The organism is Dokdonia pacifica, assembly GCF_900188275.1.
GTDB classification, from domain to species: Bacteria; Bacteroidota; Bacteroidia; order Flavobacteriales; family Flavobacteriaceae; genus Dokdonia; species Dokdonia pacifica.
In genome coordinates this window covers 535,271-559,323 of sequence record NZ_FZNY01000002.1, presented here as the reverse complement: position 1 = coordinate 559,323, position 24,053 = coordinate 535,271, and the positions used below count along the sequence as shown (strand labels likewise).

The 24,053-nt window shown below is 35.5% G+C and carries 21 protein-coding genes and 1 tRNA gene; 12 read left to right on the top strand and 10 right to left on the bottom strand.

The genetic code is table 11. The annotated features are described in order from the left end of the window. Positions 1-370: 370 nt before the first annotated feature. The 3 genes from CHB80_RS09680 to CHB80_RS09670 all read left to right on the top strand — a co-directional run bounded on the left by CHB80_RS09680 (position 371) and on the right by CHB80_RS09670 (position 3,427). Positions 371-601, top strand: coding sequence for a helix-turn-helix domain-containing protein (locus CHB80_RS09680; protein ID WP_179218125.1), 231 nt, complete (start codon positions 371-373; stop codon positions 599-601). Continuing rightward, entirely contained in the window at positions 567-2,135 is a 1,569-nt protein-coding gene (locus CHB80_RS09675; RefSeq protein WP_089371237.1) for a type I restriction-modification system subunit M, read from the top strand. The genes CHB80_RS09680 and CHB80_RS09675 overlap by 35 nt, the downstream gene beginning before the upstream one ends. A 119-nt stretch (positions 2,136-2,254) precedes the next feature. Next, complete coding sequence (locus tag CHB80_RS09670; protein WP_089371236.1) at positions 2,255-3,427, top strand: restriction endonuclease subunit S; 1,173 nt, start codon at positions 2,255-2,257, stop codon at positions 3,425-3,427. Positions 3,428-3,456: 29 nt separating this feature from the next. Here the strand turns inward: CHB80_RS09670 and CHB80_RS09665 are convergent, their stop codons facing one another. Further along, on the bottom strand, positions 3,457-3,837 hold the full coding sequence (locus tag CHB80_RS09665) for a hypothetical protein (protein ID WP_089371235.1): 381 nt from the start codon (positions 3,835-3,837) through the stop codon (positions 3,457-3,459). 5 nt (positions 3,838-3,842) lie between these two features. Then, positions 3,843-4,967, bottom strand: a complete 1,125-nt coding sequence (locus CHB80_RS09660) for a hypothetical protein (protein ID WP_089371234.1) — start codon at positions 4,965-4,967, stop codon at positions 3,843-3,845. A gap of 90 nt (positions 4,968-5,057) precedes the next feature. Here CHB80_RS09660 and CHB80_RS09655 point away from each other — a divergent pair, with 90 nt between their 5' ends. After that, entirely contained in the window at positions 5,058-7,946 is a 2,889-nt protein-coding gene (locus tag CHB80_RS09655; RefSeq protein WP_089371233.1) for a type I restriction endonuclease subunit R, read from the top strand. On the opposite strand, the gene CHB80_RS09650 is transcribed toward CHB80_RS09655, so the two are convergent. Together CHB80_RS09650 and CHB80_RS09645 are read right to left on the bottom strand one after the other, a co-directional pair. Further along, positions 7,947-8,156, bottom strand: a complete 210-nt coding sequence (locus CHB80_RS09650; protein ID WP_089371232.1) for a hypothetical protein — start codon at positions 8,154-8,156, stop codon at positions 7,947-7,949. Between the two features lie 128 nt (positions 8,157-8,284). Next, positions 8,285-8,358 (bottom strand) — tRNA-Arg (locus tag CHB80_RS09645). A gap of 93 nt (positions 8,359-8,451) precedes the next feature. Here CHB80_RS09645 and CHB80_RS09640 point away from each other — a divergent pair. Continuing rightward, complete coding sequence (locus CHB80_RS09640) at positions 8,452-8,964, top strand: adenine phosphoribosyltransferase (RefSeq protein ID WP_089371231.1); 513 nt, start codon at positions 8,452-8,454, stop codon at positions 8,962-8,964. A 7-nt stretch (positions 8,965-8,971) separates the two neighbouring features. Further along, entirely contained in the window at positions 8,972-9,484 is a 513-nt protein-coding gene (locus CHB80_RS09635) for an alpha-ketoglutarate-dependent dioxygenase AlkB family protein (RefSeq protein ID WP_089371230.1), read from the top strand. A gap of 526 nt (positions 9,485-10,010) precedes the next feature. Here the strand turns inward: CHB80_RS09635 and CHB80_RS09630 are convergent. Beyond that, positions 10,011-11,744, bottom strand: coding sequence for a M14 family metallopeptidase (locus tag CHB80_RS09630; RefSeq protein WP_089371229.1), 1,734 nt, complete (start codon positions 11,742-11,744; stop codon positions 10,011-10,013). Positions 11,745-11,753: 9 nt separating this feature from the next. Then, positions 11,754-13,367 carry a M14 family metallopeptidase gene (locus CHB80_RS09625; RefSeq protein WP_089371228.1) on the bottom strand — a complete coding sequence of 538 codons (1,614 nt, stop codon included), beginning with the start codon at positions 13,365-13,367 and terminating at the stop codon, positions 11,754-11,756. A gap of 291 nt (positions 13,368-13,658) precedes the next feature. Here CHB80_RS09625 and CHB80_RS24945 point away from each other — a divergent pair, with 291 nt between their 5' ends. The 6 genes from CHB80_RS24945 to CHB80_RS09595 all read left to right on the top strand — a co-directional run bounded on the left by CHB80_RS24945 (position 13,659) and on the right by CHB80_RS09595 (position 18,507). Next, positions 13,659-14,123 (top strand): hypothetical protein, encoded by a 465-nt coding sequence (locus tag CHB80_RS24945; protein WP_229746851.1) that lies wholly within the window; start codon positions 13,659-13,661, stop codon positions 14,121-14,123. A 336-nt stretch (positions 14,124-14,459) separates the two neighbouring features. Continuing rightward, positions 14,460-14,885, top strand: a complete 426-nt coding sequence (locus tag CHB80_RS09615) for a hypothetical protein (RefSeq protein WP_089371227.1) — start codon at positions 14,460-14,462, stop codon at positions 14,883-14,885. A gap of 79 nt (positions 14,886-14,964) precedes the next feature. After that, positions 14,965-15,405 (top strand): hypothetical protein, encoded by a 441-nt coding sequence (locus CHB80_RS09610; protein ID WP_089371226.1) that lies wholly within the window; start codon positions 14,965-14,967, stop codon positions 15,403-15,405. 95 nt (positions 15,406-15,500) lie between these two features. After that, complete coding sequence (locus CHB80_RS09605; RefSeq protein WP_089371225.1) at positions 15,501-17,240, top strand: tetratricopeptide repeat-containing sensor histidine kinase; 1,740 nt, start codon at positions 15,501-15,503, stop codon at positions 17,238-17,240. Beyond that, on the top strand, positions 17,233-17,982 hold the full coding sequence (locus CHB80_RS09600) for a LytR/AlgR family response regulator transcription factor (RefSeq protein ID WP_089371224.1): 750 nt from the start codon (positions 17,233-17,235) through the stop codon (positions 17,980-17,982). The genes CHB80_RS09605 and CHB80_RS09600 overlap by 8 nt, the downstream gene beginning before the upstream one ends. A 201-nt stretch (positions 17,983-18,183) precedes the next feature. Further along, positions 18,184-18,507, top strand: coding sequence for a hypothetical protein (locus CHB80_RS09595; protein WP_089371223.1), 324 nt, complete (start codon positions 18,184-18,186; stop codon positions 18,505-18,507). Between the two features lie 227 nt (positions 18,508-18,734). Here the strand turns inward: CHB80_RS09595 and CHB80_RS09590 are convergent, their stop codons facing one another. Genes CHB80_RS09590 through CHB80_RS09575 form a run of 4 tightly spaced genes read right to left on the bottom strand, consistent with a single transcriptional unit; the run spans position 18,735 to position 23,985 of the window. Beyond that, positions 18,735-20,156, bottom strand: a complete 1,422-nt coding sequence (locus CHB80_RS09590) for a TolC family protein (RefSeq protein WP_089371222.1) — start codon at positions 20,154-20,156, stop codon at positions 18,735-18,737. Positions 20,157-20,166: 10 nt separating this feature from the next. Next, complete coding sequence (locus CHB80_RS09585) at positions 20,167-20,844, bottom strand: ABC transporter ATP-binding protein (RefSeq protein WP_089371221.1); 678 nt, start codon at positions 20,842-20,844, stop codon at positions 20,167-20,169. A gap of 14 nt (positions 20,845-20,858) precedes the next feature. Further along, positions 20,859-21,602, bottom strand: coding sequence for a GIN domain-containing protein (locus CHB80_RS09580; protein WP_089371220.1), 744 nt, complete (start codon positions 21,600-21,602; stop codon positions 20,859-20,861). A 28-nt stretch (positions 21,603-21,630) separates the two neighbouring features. After that, on the bottom strand, positions 21,631-23,985 hold the full coding sequence (locus tag CHB80_RS09575; RefSeq protein WP_089371219.1) for an ABC transporter permease: 2,355 nt from the start codon (positions 23,983-23,985) through the stop codon (positions 21,631-21,633). Between the last annotated feature and the right edge of the window lie 68 nt (positions 23,986-24,053).

Here is a 24,053-nt window from a genome sequence, read left to right as displayed (position 1 = left end):
CTACCTACCTCAGCAAATCGCTGAGGTTTTTTTGTTTGCGGTCACCGCTCTTACATATGGCTAAAAACAAAACCATATATCGCAGTTCAGAGTGCTCCGAAATTTTTTTTTCAAAAATATGAGGAAATTAAACATCCCTTATTGCACCTACACGCACGGGTATAACTGCTATCGTTTTTAGACTAAATCCTTGTTTTTAATACCATTAGCCAATATTCACTCAGAGTCATTCATCAGATTTTTGTTAATAACTCAAAATAACACAACTACTTGATAATCAAGTTAAAATATCATTTTTTATACATTTTATATCTCAAAATTCGATAGGTTATTAACAATTTAGTATTTTGCTGTTCAAATCTTGAACACAATGAACAGGATAAAAGAAGTACTCAACGAGAAGGGAATCAAGCAGATATGGCTAGCAGAGAAGCTAGGCAAAAGCTACAATATGGTGAATGGCTATGTCCAGAACAGACAACAGCCCAGACTAGAAGTATTGTTTGCTATTGCAGAAATCCTATCAGTTGAAGTAAAAGACCTAATTAAAGAAACTAACCAACCGAATGTCAGAAGAACAAAAACAACTCCTACAGCGTAAACTCTGGGAAATAGCAAACCTCCTGAGAGGTAAAATGAATCCAGATGATTACCGTGACTACATTTTGGGATTCATATTTTTTAAGTATCTATCTGAAAAACAGGAGCTTTATGCCAATCAACTACTTGAAGGTGAGGAAGTTACTGATTTCACGCAAGTGACTGACGCTGAAACACTTGAGGCAATTCGTGAAGAGTCACTCATTAAATTAGGGTACTACCTAAAACCAGAAGAATTATTTGCAGCTGTAGCCAGCAAAGGAAGCTCAAAAGTAGAAGGAGAAAGCACATACATACTTGACGACCTTCAAGAAATCCTAAGACACATCGAGCAAAGCACGATGGACAGCGAGTCTCAAGATGATTTTGAAGCACTTTTTGAAGATTTAGACCTAACCTCAACAAAGCTAGGACGTACAGTAGGCGCAAGGAACGAGATTATCGTAAAGATTATCAATGCACTAGATGAAATCGATTTTAGATTAGAAGATATCGAGAGTGACGTACTGGGAGATGCATATGAATTCCTAATCGGTAAATTTGCAGCTGGAGCTGGTAAAACCGCTGGAGAATTCTACACACCTCAACAGGTGTCTACCATATTAGCCAAAATTGTTACTATAGGAAAAACCAAAGTAAAATCAGTATATGACCCAACCTGTGGTTCGGGTTCATTGCTATTACGTGTAGCCAAAGAAGCAGATGTGAGTGAGTTCTACGGTCAGGAATTAAACCGTACCACCTACAACCTCGCACGTATGAATATGATACTGCACGATGTGCATTATCGTCAGTTCGATATACGTCAGGAAAACACATTAGAAGAACCTCAGCATTTAGTATATCGTTTTGAGGCGATTGTAGCAAATCCACCATTTTCAGCACATTGGAAAGGGAATAAAAATCCACTCAATAGTACAGACGAGCGTTTCAGTCAGTTTGGGAAGCTAGCACCTAACACAAAGGCAGATTATGCATTTGTAACCCATATGTATTACCAGCTAGCAGATAATGGTACAATGGCGTGTGTATTGCCTCACGGTGTCCTGTATCGTGGCGCAGCAGAACACGTAATACGTAAGTACCTCATCGAGGAGTTGAACGCACTAGATGCCGTTATAGGCTTACCAGCAAATATATTTTACGGTACATCCATTCCTACCTGTATTCTGGTACTCAAAAAATGCCGTGAGGCAAACGATACCATAATGTTTATTGATGCCAGTGGTGAAGACCATTATGAGAAGGTAAAGAACCAAAACGAACTGCGAGAGCAGGACGTTTTGGAAATTGTAGAAACCTACCGCAATAGAACCGAAAAGGACAAATACAGCAACGTAGTCACCATACAAGAAATACGTGATAACGATTACAACCTCAATATACCTCGTTATGTAGATACGTTTGAAGATGAGGTTATCATTGACCTCGATGCGGTGACCACAAGACTCAGAACTATAGAGGCACAATTAGCCGAAGTAGATGAAGAAATTGCAGGCTATTGTGAAGAATTAAACATCGCAACGCCTTTTTAGATGAAGTATAACAACTATTTGGGCGTGACCTTATCAGGTCGGGCTATCCACTATATCTTTTGTTCGCATACTCACAAAAGGATGCCGTTTCTATCCCTCACGCAAAAAACCAGCTCGCTATGTCAGAACAACTAAAGCCAGAGCTGCGTTTTCCTGAGTTTGATGGGGATTGGTTTGAAACCTCGTTAGAACAGTTGATGACATTTAAAAATGGAGTCAACGCTGGTAAAGAAAATTATGGATTCGGTTATAAGTTTATAAACGTCTTAGATATTATTGAAAATGATTTTATTGTACACGATTTGATAAATGATTCGGTAAATATTTCAAAAGATGAGTTTGAAAAGAATATTGTTGAATATGGAGATATTCTTTTTCAAAGAAGTAGTGAGACTAGAGCTGAGGTAGGACAAGCTAATGTCTACATAGACGAACAACGACCAGCAACTTTTGGTGGATTTGTTATTCGTGGAAAAAAGAAAAGTGATTACAACCCTTTCTTTATGAATTATCTATTAAAAACTAGACAGTCTAGGCTTGAGATAATGAAAAAGAGTGGTGGTAGCACAAGATATAATGTTGGTCAAAGTACACTGAGTGAAGTTGTCATAACAACAACCGCAATAGATGAACAACAAAAAATAGCCAATTTCCTAAAAGCTATTGATAAACGCATCAAACTACTCAAAGCCAAAAAAGATGCCTTAGAAGATTACAAAACCAGCATAATGCAAAAGCTATTTTCACAAGAAATACGCTTTAAGCAAGAAGATGGTAGTGATTTTCCTGAGTGGGAAGAGAAGGCTCTTTTTCAGATTTCAAATAAGACATCGTCAAATATCGCAGCTAATAGTTTAGATGAAGATGGTGGTGATTTTAAAATATATGGAGCAACTGGTTTCTTGCAAAAAGTAGATTTCTATACTGAAGAACAAGAGTATATTTCAATAGTTAAAGATGGAGCTGGAGTCGGTCGAGTGTTGCTTTGTGATGCTTACTCTTCAGTATTGGGTACGCTTGATATAATAAGGACTATTGAAGAAAATGATTTACGATTTCTATACGAATTGCTTCAAAATATGAGATTTGAGAGATATGTAAGTGGTAGCACAATTCCTCACATCTACTTCAAAGATTACTCAAAAGCAAAATTCTTAATTCCTCACCCTGATGAGCAAAAAAAAGTATCGTCTTTTGCTAAAAAACTAGATTTAAGAATAAATGTTCTAGATAGTCTTGTAAATGATTCTGCAAAACTTAAGGAGTCCTTACTTCAAAAAATGTTTTTGTAACTAAGCATTCGAAAAGTATAGACACTGAGTTAAGGTCTGTATTGCCATCCTCGTTCAGTTGCTTTTTTCTTGAGCAAAGTAGCTTTCTTCTTAATTTGACTGTTTGATTTGTCTCGGTAGTCTATAAAACTATGACCATCAAAAGGGATGTTATCTTCAACTACAGGTAATTCAATATCGTTACATTCTTGTAAAGAGACAGAAACCACACCAACAGATTCCATTTCAGTATCTACATAATGTTCATAGCTTTCGTCTGGTTGATATTTATCTCCATTATACACTGATAAACACTTTTCATCTTTAGGTGTAGGTTTAAATGTTTGCGAAGAGAAAACTAAGGATGAAAGTCTGTCACCTTGTATAAATGATGGATGTACCTGTCTATGTAAGAGCGTATTTTCCTCCATAAAATTTAGCTAAGATGCTCTTTTAAAAGAGTATTTAACTCAGACCAACTATCATCCTCAGACAGCTCCAATATTATGTTTGTTTCATTTGAAGGATTCGTATGATTTATAATTTGTAAATCAGAAGTTTTAGTTTCAAGATTCACAACCAGCTCAATATCTAAATCTTCATTAGACCATTCTAATTGTAAATTTCCATCAGGTGTAGGATACGCATATGTATTCACTTCTAATGCTTCAATAAAGGTCTCAAATTTCAATTCAAACCACTTTAGAGCTTCTTTACTAAGCTTTGTCCCTTCTCCATTGAGCCAACCATCTTTTAATTGAGATAGTTCGTCTAATCTGTAACCCAAATCATTTTCATCAAGCAATATCAACTCTTCCACACTTTTAATTTCTTTGAGTTTAGAAAAGGAGGAAAATTTTCCAAGACCATTGACTATTACCTTCTGGTTTCCCTGACTAGCTCCAAAAGCTTGTAGAAACTGAGAATATTGCAATTCATCGTAAAAACCAGTGATTTTTTTTCCACTCGGAGTTTCTATTTGAAAAGATAATTTGCTTTTATCCATTTCGCACAAAGTACCTCTCAGCATTGTGTCTTCAGTGTATTCTCCCGAGGTAGAAGATGCCGAAATTAATTTCCTCCGTGTATTTCTGGTAAAGCGAGCTTTTTTATCACTATGTTCAGGACGGAATTCTATATGCTCATCTTCACGAAGTTTTTTTCCAAACCTATTGAAATAGGCCAAAACAGATGATGGCGCATTTTCAGAAATATTCCCATCTTCAGATGCAATTTGTACTACTTCCTTAATGTGTTCGCTTGCCTGTTCAAAATAAGTAACATTAGCTTCTGGAAACATACCTGCAAGTGCAAATGTCATAATAATCTTAGGTATAGTACTACCTTCTTGAAGACCTTCTAACTCAAATGAAATTCCTTGCGTAAAGTTTTTAGGTACTCTCTGTCTGTCGGTATTTTGTTCTAAATAAAGAGCTTTTGCCATCTCCACAGTCATTTCCTGCAATACTTTTAAATCTTCTAAAAGCTCCAAAGGCATTGTATGATTCTCAAATCGAGAACCATCAAATCGTGGTGCAAATATTTCTTTTTTATTTTCCAATACTTGTTTAGAGAATTACAACTTACAAAATAACGAAATTACTAAGTAAGTTATTCTATAATTATGATTATTTTGCTATTTTAATTGTAAATGACAACACAACCAGAACAAATATTAGAGAATAACCTAGTTGCGCAGCTAGTAGCATTAGGTTATAAAAAGGTCGAGATAGTAGATGAGGTTTCGATGTTGTCCAATTTAAAAACACAGCTAGAAAATCATAACAAGGTCACCTTATCAGAGCAAGATTTTAAGCAAGTACTTAACTACATTAATAAAGGGTCAATTTTTGACCGTGCAAAAATATTACGTGACCGTGTACCTTATGTAAATGATAAAGGTGAAAATAAAACTATAGAACTCATCAACCAGATACACTGGTGTAGAAATCAGTATCAGGTAACACAGCAAGTCACTATAGAAGGTAAATATAAAAACCGTTACGATGTTACGATTCTCATAAACGGTTTACCATTGGTACAAATTGAGTTAAAACGTAGAGGTTTAGAACTCAAAGAAGCCTTTAATCAGATTAACAGATACGAGCGTCACAGTTTTGGAGCTGGAGCTGGTTTGTTTCAGTTTATACAGTTGTTTGTAATCAGCAACGGAGTCAATACCAAGTACTACGCAAACAGTCCTATAAAAGCTCGTTCGTTTAAACAAACGTTTTACTGGACAGATACAAAGAATAAGCTTATCACACAGCTCGCAGACTTTTCTGAGATATTCCTAGAGCCTTGTCACGTATCAAAAATGATATGCAAGTACGTTGTGATGAATGAGTCGGGACGTTACTTAATGGTATTACGTCCGTATCAGTTTTACGCAGTAGAAGCCATTATTGATACTGTTAAAACCACAACAAAAAACGGTTACATCTGGCACACCACAGGTTCAGGTAAGACATTGACATCGTTTAAGACAAGTCAGATACTTACACAGATGCCACAGGTGCATAAAGTGGTTTTTGTGGTAGACAGAAAAGATTTAGATTACCAGACTACCAAAGAATTTAATAGCTTTAGTAAAGGCAGTATTGACGGCACGAACGATACCTCAACACTGGTAAAGCAATTAACTGGAGATGCAAAACTGATAGTAACTACTATACAGAAACTCAATACCGCAGTAACCAAATCACGCCATATCAAAAAAATGGAATCGCTTAGAGATAGGCGTGTCGTGTTTATTTTTGATGAGTGTCACCGTTCACAGTTTGGTAAAACACACGAAGCGATTAAAGGATTTTTCGAGAATAGTCAGATGTTTGGCTTTACAGGCACACCAATTTTTGAAGATAACGCAGGAAAGAACGAATACGGCAAGCGTACTACTGCGATGCTATTTAATAAAGATTTGCATAAGTATGTGATTACTGATGCTATTCGTGACGAGAACGTACTTAAATTCTCAGTAGAGTATATCCAGACGTTTAAAAAGAAAGACGGCATTCAGGATATCGAAGTAGAAGCGATTGATGAGAAGGAAGTAATGGAAGCACCTGAACGTTTAGATGCCATTTCTAACTACATCATTGCAAACCACAATAGGAAAACTCACAGTAGAGAATTCACCGCTATCTTTTGCGTGAGCAATGTTGATACCTTAATCAAATACTACAACCTATTCCAGCAAAAAAAGGAAGCAGGAGAACACAACCTACGAATAGCAACCATATTTTCATACAACGCAAATGAGGACGATAAAGAAGCTGTAGGTGACACTTGGACAGATGATGAGTTTGGGAGTCCTCCTGAGCTGGGCCGAAGGATGGCGGCAGAACCATCAGCAAGCTATGGAACAGCTGAAAAGAACCAGCACACCAGAGAACATTTAGAAGGTTTCATAGGTGACTACAATAAAATGTTTGCTACAAATTACAGTACTAAAGATTCGCAGTCATTTTACAATTATTACAATGACATCGCAAAGCGAGTAAAACATAAGCAAGTAGATATTTTACTGGTGGTCAATATGTTTTTAACTGGTTTTGATAGCAAGTCGCTAAATACCATTTACGTTGATAAAAACTTACGCTATCACGGTTTAATACAAGCCTATTCCAGAACTAACCGAATTTTAAACGAATTAAAGTCGCAAGGGAATATCGTAGCATTCAGAAATCTAAAAGAACGCACCGATGAAGCAATAAGCTTGTTCTCAAACATCAACGCAAAGGACGAAATTATAATGCAGCCGTACGAAGAGTACGTTGAAAAGATGAACGCAGCATTTATCGCATTACTGCAAATAGCACCTACGGTTAACAGTGTAAACAATCTGAAGGATGAAGAGGAAGAACTAGCTTTTGCGAAAGCATTTAGAGAGCTAATGCGTTTAAAAAATATTCTTAGCACGTTTACGGAGTTCACCTTTGACGACCTCAGCGTAAACGAACAGACATTTGAAGACTATAAAAGCAAGTATCTGGATTTATACGATAAAGTAAAGAGCCACGATGCAAAGGAAAAAGTATCGATACTTCAGGATATAGATTTTGAGCTGGAATTGATACACCGTGACGAAATTAACGTTGCATACATTTTGAAATTACTAGCAAAACTGAAGGATGCAACTCCAGAAGACAAAGAAAAGCAAGAGAAAGCCATTTATGATATCATCGCTGGAGATACGAGATTACGTAGTAAGCGAGAATTGATTGAGAAGTTTATCAATCAGCACTTACCACTAATCGAAGATTCAGAGGACATTGGTGATGAGTTTGCAAACTTCATCAGTATCGAAAAGATGAGAGCTATAAAAGACCTCAGCGATAAAGAAGACCTAGATGCAACTAAACTGGAAAAAGTAATCGGTGACTACCTATTCACAGAAAAGAAGCCACTACGTGACGATATTGTCGATTTGATGAACCAAAGACCAAGTTTGAAGGAGCGAAAAGCAAAATCCGAAAGAGTGACTTCAAAAATCCTAAAATTCGTTGAAACCTTTATTAGTGGGATATCTGCACCGTAGTTATTTGATGCGTTCAATTAAGTAATGATTGTTTCCATCCTCGATATCTAAACTAAAAGGCATTGGAGCATTTGATTTTTCGTGTGCCTCCACTAAAGTAAGTTGGTCATTTGGTATTAATTCTTTGAGTTCGGAATATGTTGCATTTCCTGTTTGTCTGTCAAATGGAGAAAAAACATTTTCGATAACGTAGTTGTAGATATTTGCCATAATAGTGTGATTTCTTTAAAGATATCAAAATATGACGTATTTCATTGTAGAGTGACACAGAAAGTGACACAACTACAAATAAAAAATCCGCAATAACCTAATTATCAGTTATATGCGGATTTTTATCGTGACCTCGACAGGATTCAAACCTGTAACCTTCTGAGCCGTAATCAGATGCGCTATTCAGTTGCGCCACGAGGCCTTTGTTTTTCCAAAACAACAAAATAATGTTTGTTTGTTTCGGGGTGCAAATATATTTCTTTTTATCTTGCCTGCAAATACTTTTTTAAAAAAAATGAAACTAAATAATTACATACGTGATATACAGGATTTTCCAACCGAAGGAATTATCTTCAAAGATATCACTCCATTGCTTGGGGATGCGTCAGCTTTCGCGAAAGCGAGTCAAGAATTACTAGCACTGGTAGGCGATCAGCACATAGATAAAGTAGTAGGAGTGGAGTCTAGAGGCTTCTTTTTTGGAGGTGTTCTTGCCAAAGAATTGAATGCAGGTTTTGTTCCTGTACGTAAACCTGGAAAATTACCGTATACAACCGCTTCTCAGAGCTATGCATTAGAATATGGTACCGATACCTTAGAAATTCACGAAGATGCCATACAACCCGGTGATAAGGTTTTATTACACGATGATGTATTAGCGACTGGCGGCACTGCGGCTGCTGTTGTGAAATTAATAGAACGCTTAGGAGGCGAAGTAGTGCAATGTAACTTCTTAATCGAACTCAGTTTTTTATCAGGAAAAGACAAACTAGAAGGAAAAATGATTAAAGCGGCAATTACGTATTAATAGGTGTATGGAAGGGATTACCTACATAGAGAATTTTATTGAAGATCCTTCACGATTGTTTGCGGTATTGCAATCTACAGTGATTTGGGATGAGCGTATGTCTGCTCGAAAAACAGCTAGTTATGGGAAGGCTTATAACTACTCACAAATGGAGTATGTACATCAAGCATTTACGCCTTTATTAAATGGTATTGCATTAGATATTGAAGATGTATTGGAGTTTAAACCCAATAACTGCTTACTTAATTATTATTCCGATGGTACATCGAGTATGGGATTTCATTCTGATCAAACAGACATCTTAGAAGAAGGAACGGGTGTTGGTATTATTTCTTTAGGCGCTACTCGGGTTTTACGATTTCGAAACATAGAAGATAAAAGCATCACAAAAGATTTTGCACTTCCTTCCGGTTCATTTATTTATATGACAAATGAACTGCAAGACCTCTGGAAACATGCAATTCCTAAATCTGATGCAACTGATGGTCGTATTAGTATGACTTTTCGGAAGATAAAATAGAATGTCTCCTCGAGCGCAGTCAAGAGGTTTGCTACATACGTATTTACATTCTAATTTGTGGTATTCATTTTTTCCTTGATGAAAAAACGAATCAAAAAAATCAAGACGTAAGAAACTTTTACTAAAAATTTCTTTCACTACGGCGCAAAAATAAGGGTATGAGCTTTTAAGAACGATCAAATATGTATCCAATTTTAGTTGCTTATAAGCTTCTTCCTTGCGAGGATTTTTGCTTATTCCTTCGCTTCAATTCATTTTTTACGTAACATTTTCTTAGGTCAACCTGCTTTGAATCTTCTAAAATAATTGATCATATGTCTCCTCGAGCGCAGTCGAGAGGTTTACTAAGAAACTAGCTCTTAATGAGGGTTCTCGACTGCGCTCGAACGGACAATGAGGTACGTCATTCTGAACTTGTTTCAGAATCTCATCAAGTTAATAATTAGATTGCCACCCTGAGCCTGTCGAAGGGCTATAAATCATCAAAAGATTAAAAACTTCGACAGGCTCAGTTTGACATAGTAAGCTACTTCACGCGCTGCTCTACAACACCACCTTTGGCGCTATCTACTTTAATAGTGAGGTTATTTCCACCTTTTACAATCCAACGTACCATCACGGTGCTATTACCCGGAATATTGGCTACACGAATGGTTTCTGGTGTATTTTTTTGCTCTGTGGTTACATTAAAATCGGCATCTTGTACAATCATACCTGCCAATACTTTTGCACCAGACAAGGAAATGTAATCAGGGCGCTCAATGTTGTATTTTAAATCCTGACTTGCGTGGGTAGGCATCAAACGATCATTTACGATCGTAGCCGTTACTTCTTTTAAGCCATTTGGTAATGACTTTACAGAAACATCACCGATAGACAAATGTGGCATATGAAATGCATGATAGAAAACAAATACCATATTACGATGCGCCTCTTCCTCTAGCATAAATCCGGGCGTTGCACGTCCTGTATTCTTTTTAAAACCACCTATTTCTACGAGTCCATAGGTTGGGTGATTGTATTCTTTATACGGTGTAAATCCATCACCTAATAATAAATCTTTATCGGCAGCATAGATTTGATCAAAACCACCATCTTTATTTTTATAATACGCAAAACCTGTAAAGATTTCATTGGTAAACGTATAAATCCCGCGACCACCATAAAACCAATCTAGCTCTCCGCCAAATACAGAATACAAATCTTTATATACGGTCAGATAGTTATAGCCTGGCAATAACTCTTCTCCTTTTTTACCAATCGCATCATAAATAGCAATATCTGCACGATTATACGTAGCAAGATCTTCTTCGGCACCAGGCCCTCTTAAAATCATACCGCCACTATTATGAAAACTCTGAGCACCAGCAATGTTTGGATGCTTTTTTACAAAATCGGCTACGGCTCTAGTTTCTGGAGCAGAGAACGGATATTTATACGCTCCACGCTGTACATAATCCGGTTGCCATTTCCAACCCCAATCACGATTCGGATCATAATATCCGGGAATATCTTCATTAATACGTCCGTCATTATCATTATCAATTCCTTCACCACCTAGCATTTCATAACGTTGCCCAGTCACGACATCATCTGGACTGATACGAATCATCTTTCTAGGATCTCTAGGATCTAAAATAAAATCACCCGTAGTGCTCTTACGACGCATTTGTGTAATAGACCCATCACCATCTAGATCATCAAATCCATCTTCATCAAAAAGCCCATCACTATCATCATCTAGCGGAATCATCCCTGCTCTTGGTGTATTTCTCGTATTGGCTTCTTTCATATAGTTATTCCGTGCATCAGGATTGATAGTAGCAACAATATAAAACACACGATCTTTCAACATCTCGGTGATATACGGTACTTTTCCGAAGCTCTCCGTCAAGTACCAAGCGGTATATGTACTGATTTCACCTCCTTGAATCTCATTGGAGTGAATATTACCATCTAGATAAAAACCAGGTTTGCGATCGGCGTCTCCCGTACTGTAATCGGTAATGGCTAGCATCCAAATATCTCGTCCCTGTGTCGATTTTCCAATAGACATACGCTTTACCAAATTTGGATGCGCATCGGTTATTTTTTTGCCTAAGGCAGCCAATCCTTCCGAGGTGTAATATTGGTTAAAAGAAATTTTCACTTTTGGGTTAGAAGGCGTCCCTACGGCTTGAAATATGTCTTGTGCTGATTGCGCTTTCGCGAAAGCGGATACCATCAGAACACATGCGATTGTAAGTATATATTTTTTCATCTGATTGGTTTATAAGTTGATAGTTTTTGTGGCAGTTCCTGCTTGCGGAACCGTAGCTTCAAGAGTGACACTTCCTGAACCTTGGATGAGCCAACTCATGGTGAGTGTACCATCTCCATCTAGTTTTTCAATAACCTGTCGTGACTTTCCAGAAATAAGCTGTTGCTTACCGGAAGTTTTTAGATACACATTTATCTTACGAAGCCATCGGGATTTATCACCCATTTCTGTATGCGTAGGTAAGAGACCATTATTGTGTAAATCTACTGTGATTCTAGTGAGATTGTTACCTACACTTTCTTGTTGTAAGTTCACCAATTGTAGCTCAGGTTGCATCTCAGCAACTTTCAATATAAAATCAGTATGCTTCTTAGAAATACTATCTACCATAGCATACGGAGGGTTTTTCATGACAAAAGGATGCATTCCGCCCACTTCTACTTTGTGATTTGGGAAATCTGGATGTTGTACTTCTTGCCACGGAATAAACGCATTTTGTATCCCTTCTGCTTCTGCATAGGCAAGGAAGTTGGCTTTCTCATTTTTAGGTGCTTTGTTTACCGAGTCACCTTCAAACTTTTTCGGCCACCATCCTGGTGTACTCATGGCTAGTCTTCCAAAGTGGAAGTAACTCCACTCAAAAGCACTGCCGCCTTGTGCAGCACCATTGGGTGCATTTTCTTTAGGAACCAGTTTATTATACGCCTCAGAAAGCATTTTGTTAATCGCCTCATCGTTTTTTAGAATACTGGTCACCACTCTTTTAGAAGCACCTCCTTTATTGTATTTCAGTGGCGTCGAAAGGTTATTGGCATCACTAAACGTAAGAATCGCATATAGATTCCATTGGGTGTATAAGAAGTCAAGTAGGGCACGGTGCTCTACTTGAGAGATAGGATGTTCTCCCGATCCTTTGGTGAAATATGGAAAATTAAAGGTAAAGTTCTTATTGAAGTATACACCCCCAAGACCGTCTTCATTAAAGACACCATCCTTATCATTATCAAGTCCTTCGGTATAGATTTTATAGGTACCGCGTTCTCCTTTATTTGGATCTGCTTTGACCAGAATACGATTATCTTCTTCTAATAGTCGATAATCTCCCGTTGGATCTTCTACACGCATCATGGTAATGAGTCCGTCGCGATTGAGATCTTCAAAGGCATCTTCATCTAATTTTCCATCGCGATCATCATCTGTTTGAGTTGCATTGCCTTGTCTCGCAAATTTGGTGGTTGCAAAATACTGTGCTGTCGCATCTGGACTTAGATTCGGGAAAATATAAAAGGTGGTCTTTTTAAGCACCTCAGGATGGTTGGTAACGATGCTTTCTGCCATATTAAGAGCGAGCTCAGTTCCTAATAGGTGATCTCCTTGTACACCGCCCATAATAGCAATACCGGGATGACTTTCTGGAGAGCCGTCAGAGAGTGTGAGCATCCAGATATCTTTTCCGCCATTGGTTTTGGTAAGGGAAGTGAGTGTCGCTTTTGCACCGCCTTTAGAGGCGATACTGTTAAGTGCAGCATTGACTTGCTGCTCATTGCGATAGTCGGTTTGTGCTAGGGTTGTAAAGCACATCGCGCATACCACAAGGAGTGAGAATAGTGATTTGTAATTCATTAGTGTTGGTTTATTAGTGAAACTCAATTTAGAAAAACCCGAAGGGTGAATTCAAAATTGTAAGTTGAGCTAATCCCGCTTTTTCAGCGGGATCTAGGTTTCATTTCCTTTATGTTGCTCAAAGTACTATTTAATGAGAAATTTTTAAGAAGCATTAAGGAATTTTTAAGAGGGATTAACATTTTGGGGGTTCGCTTTCGCGAAAGCATATAAAAAGAATAAGAAAATAACCTGTAACATCCTTTTACAAATAACTACTTATCTTGTAGTAACGTTTATAAAATTACACCCATGGAAATCGCTCAACTCAATATTGCTGTATCGCCAACTGATGATGACAAGCTTAAAAAGAAGGTAACAACCTTTCAAAGTTTGTTAAGTGAACTACGAGAAAGAGAACTTACCGAAGAAGTTATTACGGCAATCAATGAGCACATCGTGCATCTAAATGGGATCACCTCTCAAAATATACTCACCAAAGAACTTCGCAAACGACAGTTTAAAATATTGACTTTACTTCAACAAAAACTAAAATTGGTTACCAAAGGCTATTATCGCAATATGTGGATGGCCGTTGGAATGTCTGCTTTTGGTGTTTCTTTTGGGGTAGCCTTTGGTGTAGCGTTAGATAATATGGCATTCTTAGCCATTGGAATTCCTATCGGGATGGGTATTGGTATTGGTATTGCTGTGGGTACAGCTATGGACGCAAAGGCCCAAAAAGAAGGGAAGCAACTCGACTTCATTGCTTCATAGATCTTAAGAAACGTAACGTTGCGTACTATAAACCCTTTCTATCAAAGGGATACGGCTTGAATGAGGAAAAAGAATGTTCTTTTCTACTTGAAAACAAGAGTAGGGTAGGATAATAGGAAATTTAACAAATTATGTCATTTTAGAGCTTATCCTTTCAGTGTGAAGAAGTTAGATTTTGTAAGTTTTTTCTTCAAAATATAGATCTTATACCATGTTTTTAGTACTTTCATGCCTATAATTATGTATTTCATGCCATTTTTTTTCAAATATTCGAATTCTTTATTCTTTATTTGTGAAAAGCTACTTATACAATTAATAACCCAAAACTAATGTATTATGAACACACAAACCATTTCGCAATCAGATTTCCCAATTAAAATCAGTAGTATGGTACCGACAAAAGGAGCTAAAATTTCTAATAGTTCTCTAGGCCCTAATAAAGTGACCAATGAGTTTTTACCAAACCCTTTTGATATTTCGGTAATAAAAAACTCAACGCCTACTATAAACTTTAGCTTTAAAGTATATATTGATGCCAATAATACATCTGCTTTAAAATTCATGTCTAATAATGCAGGAACCGCATTTTGTTTAGAGTATGATCATCCAGAAGAAACACCTGAGTATGTCTATGAATATACTATTACAGCTAATTCTGTAAGTTCATCTTTACAAGATGGTGCTGAAATTACACTTTATCTTATGGATACCGATCCGATTACCTCTTCTGGAAAGAAAGCTACTGTGCAGCCTCCTGCGTAATAAACATTAATCCCTATATATTTTATTAAATACATTACATAAGCCTACTTATTAATAATTAACCTAAAATCTAATTACTATGAACACACAAACAATTGTACAATCTGATTTTACAACAAAAATTGCCTCTAAAGCTATTCAAGGTGATAAAGTACTAAATAGCTCATTAGGAGCTAATAAAGTGACGAGTACATTTCTACCGAATCCTTTTAATGTATCTGTCACGAAAGATGCTAATTTTCCAATCATAAAATTTAGATTTAATGTATATATAGATGCTAACTATATAAACGCTAAAAAGAATCCTGCTCTTAATTTTATGGTGAATGCTGCAAATACAAAGTTTTGCTTAGAATATGATTATCCAGAAGAAACCCCTGACTATGTATATGAATATACGATTATCGCAGAATATAGCTGTACATCATTACAAGTGAATGATGAAGTGACGATATATTTGATGGATATAGATCCAATTACGTCTTCAGGGAAAAAAGCAACGGTTCAACCACCTGCATAGACATATTAATATTTTATAATTTAAAAAGTAGAGATGAATATTCTCTACTTTTTTTGTGTCCTATATTTTAGTTACATTGTTACTAAAATTATTTTATGAAATATAAAATACTAATTTTTTGCATACTTTATTTTTTTCCTTTGCTATTATTTTCTCAGGAGAAAAAGGAATACAGCGACTTTGAAAAAATAATCAAACAAAAATCAGAGCCATATACTAGTGAGCTTAATTTTAAAAAAGCACAATCTTTTTTCTTAAGAAGAGAATGGGATTCTACCTTATTATATACGAGTAAACAATTAAGTTTAACATCTAAAAATATTCAATTAGATAATTTCACACATTTTTTACGAGGGTATAGTTTTTATAAAAAGAGAGTATTTAATGAATCGAAAAATGAGTTTTTAAACATTTCTGAAGATTTTGATTATTACCTTCATACAAAGATTTTTTTAGGAGCCATTGCGATAGAGCAAGAAGATTATACGAAGGCTTTAGATTACTTATTGCCTATCGAAGAAATTACCAATGAAGAGCTTTTAGGTATCAATAGGAATAGTATAGAAGGAAATATAGGCACTTCCTATATGCTACTTGATAGATATCATGATGCGCATAATTATATACAAAAAAACTTAGCATATTTAGAAGAGAAAAGAGATACCATTGCTTTAGTTATTGCATATGGGAATTTAGCGATTAATTATGATTATTTAGACTCTACAGGTCTGGCAATAAAAAATTATAGCAAGGCTTATGAGTTCTCTAGGTATATCGATGATTATGATGTGAAAATTGGGACTACTCATAATATGTATGAGATAGCAAAGTATTTAAATCAACCCGAAAAAGCCTATCAATATATTGAAGAGCATAATCAATGGAAGGATTCATTACATGATCAAAATGAAGTAGCTAGAGTTTTACAGCTTGAAAAACGTATTGCGGTAGAGCAAAAGCAACAGGAAGTAAGTCTGCTAGAAGCTGAAAATAAGGTAAAAGAAGCACAAAAGGATGGGTTGATGTACTCTTCTATTATCTTGCTTTTATTATTAGGAACTGGAGTTTATTTCTACAGAGAGAAGGTAAAAACCAACAAGATTATTAGTGAGCAAAAAGAAAACCTTGACGAACTCAATGCTACCAAAGACAAGCTATTTTCTATTGTAAGTCATGATTTGCGTTCTTCTGTAAATGCATTAAAAATGAGTAATTCAGATCTTGTAGATAACCTAGAAGCTAAAAACTTAGAAAAAGTAAATACATTATTACATTCTAATAGTGCTATTGTAAATGGGGCTTATAACTTATTAGACAATCTATTAAACTGGGCTTTATTGCAAACCAAACAATCGTTTTTTGAAATTGCAGAATTACGCTTGTTTTTTATTGTAGAGCATGTAGCTCATAATTATAAAGCCTTGTTGTCAGAAAAGAATATTCAGTTTGAAAATACGATTCCTAAAAAAGACAAAGTATTTGCAGATCAGGAATCATTAAAAATTATCTTAAGAAACATCATAGATAATGCGATTAAGTTTTCAAAACCTGAAGATTCTATCAAAATATATACACAACATACCCATGAGGGGTTTTGTGATTTAGTGATAGAAGATACGGGGATAGGTATGAGTGAGGCCACAAGACAAAACCTTTTACAGGAAACTATTGTGACTTCAGAAAAGGAAAATAAAGATATTATAGGTTCTGGTTTAGGAATGCAATTATGCAAGTCAATGATCAAAAAAAATAATGGAAATTTCTTTATAGAAAGTACGTTAGGAAAAGGTACAAAAATGATTGTATCTTTATCTAAAATTCCTCCTAATGGATAATATCAATGTACTTATCATAGAAGATACTCCTGCTCAGAGTGATAGGCTTGTAAAGACTCTTGAAGAAAATAACTTTACGGTTGTTGGTGTGGCGACAACACTAAAAGAAGCGTTATCTCTATTTTATAGTTCTAAAAAAATTGATATTGTTATTATTGATATTTTCTTGAATGGTGTGCCCGATGGAATTGCTTTTGCCGAAACCATTAATGCAGTGCCTAATGCCTCTAAACCTTTTGTGTTTTTGACAAGTTCTACAGATCGTCAGATATTCCAGAGAGCAAAGCTTACACAGCCTTTTAGTTACTTAATGAAGCCTTTTAATGAGCTAGAGTTACTCTATGCTATAGAAATGGCGGTAGAGAAGTTTTATGCGCAACAGGATGTGTTTTTAGGAGATGAAGAGGATACGGTGATTAGTGATGAGTACTTGTTTATTAAGAAAGGGAAATCCTTAAAAAAAGTACGTATTACAGATATCATTTATATAGAAGTAGAGGAGAAGTACTGTAATATTATCACCGAAAAAGAAAAGTTTGTGATTTTGATCTCACTCACAAAAATTCTAAAGTTATTAGATAATAATATCTTCTGTCGTACACATAGAAATTATATAGCCAATCTTGAAAAAATTGAAGAGATCATCTTAGCAGATAATCTTATTATACTGTCTGGAAATCATAAGGTTACCCTTAGCGACACCTATAAAGATATTGTGAAGCGCATGCGAACACTTCGGTAATTCGTTGTTTGTTAGGTGTTTGTGTTTTTTTGTGATTTAATGCTCACCTTTTTTATACTTCTATTTTTCATACCATCTTATTCCAGTTTTATGGGTAAAAAGTAGCGTCTCATTCCATTTTTCCATTTTTACCTCCTTTTCTTCTGTAGTTTTAATCTAGAAATTAAAAGCAAATAACGTGAGATTCCCGCCTTCGCGGGAATGAAATATACTAGAACTATTATGGGGGCATATAGATATAAAGTTCATTCGGCGATTTATTCTTGGGATACACCAGGTTCTTCTACAAGACCTGCATGCAATGTCACTGAGATTGTACAAGGCATTCTAGATAAACCTAAGAATAGGGGAGTGATACCATTAAATGCAGATTTGATTGATGATCCAGCTCCTGGTTGTGCGAAGACTTTTGCCATTATTGTTTCTATAGAAACACCAGATGGTACAAATACCACGCGTTTTTGTTCATCTTCAGATGGACCAACTATAAATATTAATGATTCAGGAGTAGAGTGTTACTTCTAAAAATATACTCTTAGGGGTTGTATGGTATACGCTTTCGCGAAAGCGTATACATTTTAAAAACAGGCATCTTCTTACTAATATTAATTCAAAAAAACATAAGGGGTGAATTAGCATAGTATTGCCTGTTTGATCAATATGATTTATTAATGATTTGTTACATATGTGAGATTATATTGATCGGAAGGGCTGTCTGGGGAGATGGCCTTTTTCCTTTTACAAAAGATTTTTTAATTGAAATTCCCTCTATAATACTCTAAAATCTTGACACGTAAGAGGTATTCATATTGTGCGTTCACAAGGTTTACTTGCGCATTGTCTAAGTTGTTTTTACTAGTGATATAGTTTAGAAAGTTAGAAATACCATTATTGAATCTGATTTCATTCACGCGATACGATTCCTGATAGGCTTCTACCTGTTTTTGTAAACTTTCATAACGTTCATAAGCTGTAGTCATATCAAAGTGAACTTGCGTAATGGTATTTTTAATGTCTATATGTGTACGTTCTAAAGCCACCATAGATTCGTTTACTCTATTTTTCTCAAGTTTTACATTATTGGAAGCTCTTAATCCATTAAAAAAAGGAATTTGTACAGAAAGCCCAACCACGGTATTTAGGTTATTATCCCATTGATCTCTAAAGCCTATACGTTGTGCATCAAAATTAGTTTGCTCACTCAAAACGGGTAGATTTTGTCCGTCTAAGCTTACAAAATCTCCAGTTTCTACAATGCTCATTCCCGTAGCAGTAAAGGTTTGTGCAGCACTAGAATAGTTGGTGTTTACACCTCCAAAAACAGATACTGTAGGAGTATATTGGGCTTTAGCAATACTTACTCCTTTTTTTGCAGCTTCAATACGTAATTCTCCTGCTTTAAATGTAATCCAGTTTTGTAAAGCTTCTTGGTAGATAGCATCGGCAGAGGTTTCATAGGGAGAAACTTCTAAGATAAAATCTTTTGTTTCTAAGGCAATCATATCTCCCGTGTTTAGTAATCGCATCAGGTTTAATCGGGCGTTATTCCAGTTATTTCGAGCAACCACAATACTGGTTTCATCATTTGCTACTTGTCCTAAGATATCTGTGTAATCTGCAGGATTACCAGATTCGTTTGTATAAAAATCTTCTTGAATTTTAAGTTGTTGTTGAGTGGTTTTTAATCGAGCTTCTGCCAATTCTAAAACGGCTTTACTGTTTAGAATTTGCAAATAGGCAAGCGTTACTCGTAGGGTAATATCTTGTTTGGCTGCTTCCAGTTCCATCTCGGAAGCTTTCCTATTTAAACGATTTTGCTTAGTAGTATTGATCAATCTGAATCCATTAAAAACCGTCGCATCTATACTTAATCCAGCATTAGAAAAGGTAAGCTCTTGATTGATAAAATCATTGGTAAATGGATCAATACTTCTACCGGTATTGACTCCTAGATTAAAATTACCATTAATACTCGGTAATAAATCTGCTTTTGATTGTTGGTGATTTACTTTAGCAGAATTAGCTTGTATACTCGCTGATTTTACATCTAGGTTATTTTCTAGCGCAATACGTATACACTCTTCTAGGGAGTAGGTATTGTCAATCTGGTTTTGAGCAAAACTTGCCCATCCCATCAAGCTAATGATGGTATATATGAGATAGGTGCGTATCATATTATTTGAGTTATTCTGAGATTATTTTTCCATCTAGTAAATGAATAATTCGAGAGGCATAAGCGGCATTACTTTCAGAGTGCGTCGCTTGAATGATAGTGACTCCTTCTTTATTTAATTCTGAAAATAGTTCCATGATTTCTTCTCCTTGTTTGGAGTTTAGATTTCCTGTTGGTTCATCTGCCAAGATTAGTCTGGGTTTAGAAATCAATGCTCTTGCAATTCCTACTAATTGTTGCTGTCCTCCACTTAGTTGTGATGGGAATAAATCTTTTTTACCTACGATATTAAATCGATCGAGCATGTCTGCTACTAGAGCTTTGCGTTCTGATGATTTTATATTTTTATATAATAATGGTGTTTCGATGTTTTCTAAGACCGTCAATTCATCAATAAGATGATACGCTTGAAATACAAAACCAATATATTCTTTATATAACTTGCTTCTGTTTTTTTCTTTCATGCTATGTACAGGCTCTCCTAAAAAAGTATATCCACCTCCTGTAAAACTATCTAACATTCCGATACAATTGAGTAGGGTAGACTTGCCAGATCCAGATGGCCCCATTAATGATATAAACTCACCCTCGTTGACTTGCAGGTCAATTTTATCTAACAGTGTGACTTTATTACTCCCGGAATTTACCGTTCGAGATGCTAGGTTTAAACTTAAAAGTTTTGTGTTCATTTTTTTAATTTTATTTAATCGATACGATTGATTTTTGAGTCTCCGAAACTTAATCCTTTACTTACTTTTGCCGTTCCTTTATAATACAATTCTGCTTCTCCAAAGGCAGAGAATTTTATGCGTTTTGATGCTTGTACTCTAAATTCAGTTTCGCCATAGGCTTTCAATTTTGATGTGGTATTATCTACGGAAGCAAGGTCAACTTCCCCTTCACCATATACAGTTATTTTTTGATGTTCAGTTGTTCCTTTTTGAATGGTTAATTGACTGTCTCCATAAATATCTACATCAAAATCTTTGAAGTTAATTTCATTAAAAAATACTTCTGATTCTCCATAAATGTTGAGTTTGAAAGTCTCAACATCCAAAGAGCTTTCACAAACAGTACGTTGTTCTCCTCGTAATGATAAATTATCAATATCCTTATAGGTTACCTTGATGGTTAATATTTTTCCTTTGTAAAGAGGAATACTCTTCTTCATACCGTCTTTAACGACTTTGATGTGCTTGGTTGTTACTTTTGCATCATCTAAATAAACTCTAAGCGTGCCTCCACTTACTTCAATATTTACAATATTATCTGATAATGCATTGTCTAGAATCGTTACAGACTCTTCATTTCCTTGTACAAAGGTGGTTTCTATATGAGGACTGATAATGACCTTGTTAAATGATGCTACATCTTTCTTTGTTTGTGCATTTAAACCTTGACTTATACAAATCAAGAGTACAATGACGATACTTTTTATAGGTTTCATATGATTTTATTTTGATTGATTGATTGATTTATTCTGTTTTTAAACTTTTTGCTGGATTAGCAATAGCCGCTCTAATTGCTTGGAAACTCACTGTAAACATGGCAATCACGATGGCTAATAGCCCAGCTATAATAAATACCCACCAGTTGATATCTATACGGTAGGAATAATCCTGAAGCCAATTTTGTATATAATACCATGCTATTGGAATGGCAATTACAATAGAGATTAAAACCAACTTCAAGAAGTCTTTAGATAATAATTTTACAATAGCTGTAATGCTAGCACCTAATACTTTACGTACCCCAATTTCTTTTCGGCGCTTCTCTGCTGTATAGGTAGCCAAACCAAATAGACCTAAACAAGAAATGAATATCGCAAGAATGGCAAAAATCTGAGATAGTTCTCCTATTAGCTGTTCATTTTTAAACTTAGCATCAAAAGCTTCATCTATAAAGGTATATTCAAATGGATACGCTGGGTTGTGTTTATTCATAATAGCTTCAATATCAGCGAGAGCTTTATCCAAAGGAACACCTTCTTTTGTTTTAATAAACATATGACGTGCGTAGCTTGGAAAATGCATGAATAATACAGGATCACTAGCTTCATACATATTTCCATATACATAATCTTTAACAACACCAATCACTGTCATTTCATTATCTCCTCGGATAATAATATTTCCTATCGGATCTGTATCTCCCATCATTTTTGCTAGAGACTCAGAAATCATAACATTAGAACTATCAGCTTCAACATTTGTACTAAACCCTCTTCCTTCTATGATTTCCATGCCTGTTGTTTCAAAGAAACTCTCCGTTACATTTCTAGAAGATATTAAAACATCTTCTGTATCTGTACCACCTTTCCAACGATAACCAGAACCATTATTCCCTCCAGATAGAAGCTCAGAATTACATAAAGTAGCGTTTTCAACAGAACCTGTTCGAATCAATTCTTGTTGCACTAAATCAAAATTTGGAATAAAATCTTCGTCTATAGGCATAGATAATAATTGATCTTTATCTAGGCCAAGTTCTCTGCTTTTTGCATGCTGTATTTGTTGATACACTAAAATGGTTGTAATAATAAAAACAATAGATATTGTAAATTGACCTACCACCAATCCTTTTCGTATAAAAACTGCAGAGTTTTCTGTGATTTTTAAACCTTTTAAAACTTCAACAGGTTTAAAGGATGATAAATAAAACGCAGGATATAAGCCTGCTAATAATCCACAAATAATAGCTACGCCTACTAATGATATAATATGCAAGGGTTGCGATAATCCAAGGGTTAAGTTTTTTCCTATGATTTGATTGAATTGCGGTAATAAAATGGCCAGCAATATAAGGCTTACTAAGGTGGCAATAGAAGATAAAATAACAGCCTCAGAAATAAACTGTGCAATGAGTCTTCCTCTACTAGAACCCATAGCTTTGCGTACACCTACTTCATTGGCACGTCGTTCACTTCTAGCGGTAGATAAATTCATAAAGTTGATACAGGCAATCAATAAAATCACAAATGCAACAATGATAAATAATTGTATATAAGAGATACGCCCACCAATGATTTTCCCTCCTTCAAATTTGGATCGTAAATGCCAATCTTTTATAGAATGTAAGAAGGCATAGGTATTGCTATTTTCATCCTTTTGCTGAACTAATTGACGCACTTTTGCATCTACAGTAGCAAAGTCTACTTCAGGTGATAATTCAACAAACGTATCTGAGAAATTATTTCCATAAAATTGCATCCAATCTTCTCCTTCCTGATAGCGCTCAAAAGGAGCTACCCAATCAAACTTAAAGGTGATGTTTTTAGGTAAGTTTTCAATAACTCCAGTAACTGAGTAATTATCCTTATCATTTATTCTAACAATCTTACCAAGAGCCTTTTCTTCTTTCCCAAAAAGTTGTTCTGCAACTTCCTGAGTTAAAACAATAGCCTCTGGATTATTGAATGCATTGGCTCTATCACCTTCGATAAAATTTAGACTAAATATCTCAAGGAAATCTGCATCTACATAGCGCCCTCTTCTTATAATAGCGTTATCTCCAACCGTAAACAAAGATTCTTGTGGACTAGAGCGGGTGGCTCTTATAATTCCTGGGATTTCATTTTTTAGATCTTGCGCTAGAGGACCAGGTGTAGAATAGAATGTTCTCCATTCTCCTTCATACTGCTGGTTAGTTGGTACATAAAATACTTGATCTTGCTTATCAAAGTTTGTATTAAAACTAAGTTCATCTTCTACCCAAAGAAAGATTAAACTTGCGCAAGTAATACCTACAGCCAGACCAAAGATATTTAGAAAGCTATATCCCTTATGCTTTAATAAGGTTCTGATCGCTATTTTGAAATAATTTTTAAACATGGGTTACTATTTTGACTATTCGTTTTTTGATTGATGAATTCGATAACTATAAAGTGAAGATTGTGCCA

Coding starts and splice junctions, on each gene's coding strand:
- CHB80_RS09580 (WP_089371220.1), bottom strand. CDS start 21,602: ATGAAACCTATAAAAAGTATCGTCATTGTACTCTTGATTTGTATAAGT.
- CHB80_RS09600 (WP_089371224.1), top strand. CDS start 17,233: ATGGATAATATCAATGTACTTATCATAGAAGATACTCCTGCTCAGAGT.
- CHB80_RS09675 (WP_089371237.1), top strand. CDS start 567: ATGTCAGAAGAACAAAAACAACTCCTACAGCGTAAACTCTGGGAAATA.
- CHB80_RS09615 (WP_089371227.1), top strand. CDS start 14,460: ATGAACACACAAACCATTTCGCAATCAGATTTCCCAATTAAAATCAGT.
- CHB80_RS09670 (WP_089371236.1), top strand. CDS start 2,255: ATGTCAGAACAACTAAAGCCAGAGCTGCGTTTTCCTGAGTTTGATGGG.
- CHB80_RS09665 (WP_089371235.1), bottom strand. CDS start 3,837: ATGGAGGAAAATACGCTCTTACATAGACAGGTACATCCATCATTTATA.
- CHB80_RS09655 (WP_089371233.1), top strand. CDS start 5,058: ATGACAACACAACCAGAACAAATATTAGAGAATAACCTAGTTGCGCAG.
- CHB80_RS09585 (WP_089371221.1), bottom strand. CDS start 20,844: ATGAACACAAAACTTTTAAGTTTAAACCTAGCATCTCGAACGGTAAAT.
- CHB80_RS09635 (WP_089371230.1), top strand. CDS start 8,972: ATGGAAGGGATTACCTACATAGAGAATTTTATTGAAGATCCTTCACGA.
- CHB80_RS09680 (WP_179218125.1), top strand. CDS start 371: ATGAACAGGATAAAAGAAGTACTCAACGAGAAGGGAATCAAGCAGATA.
- CHB80_RS09625 (WP_089371228.1), bottom strand. CDS start 13,367: ATGAATTACAAATCACTATTCTCACTCCTTGTGGTATGCGCGATGTGC.
- CHB80_RS09595 (WP_089371223.1), top strand. CDS start 18,184: ATGAAATATACTAGAACTATTATGGGGGCATATAGATATAAAGTTCAT.
- CHB80_RS09650 (WP_089371232.1), bottom strand. CDS start 8,156: ATGGCAAATATCTACAACTACGTTATCGAAAATGTTTTTTCTCCATTT.
- CHB80_RS09640 (WP_089371231.1), top strand. CDS start 8,452: ATGAAACTAAATAATTACATACGTGATATACAGGATTTTCCAACCGAA.
- CHB80_RS09575 (WP_089371219.1), bottom strand. CDS start 23,985: ATGTTTAAAAATTATTTCAAAATAGCGATCAGAACCTTATTAAAGCAT.
- CHB80_RS09610 (WP_089371226.1), top strand. CDS start 14,965: ATGAACACACAAACAATTGTACAATCTGATTTTACAACAAAAATTGCC.
- CHB80_RS09605 (WP_089371225.1), top strand. CDS start 15,501: ATGAAATATAAAATACTAATTTTTTGCATACTTTATTTTTTTCCTTTG.
- CHB80_RS09590 (WP_089371222.1), bottom strand. CDS start 20,156: ATGATACGCACCTATCTCATATATACCATCATTAGCTTGATGGGATGG.
- CHB80_RS24945 (WP_229746851.1), top strand. CDS start 13,659: ATGGAAATCGCTCAACTCAATATTGCTGTATCGCCAACTGATGATGAC.
- CHB80_RS09630 (WP_089371229.1), bottom strand. CDS start 11,744: ATGAAAAAATATATACTTACAATCGCATGTGTTCTGATGGTATCCGCT.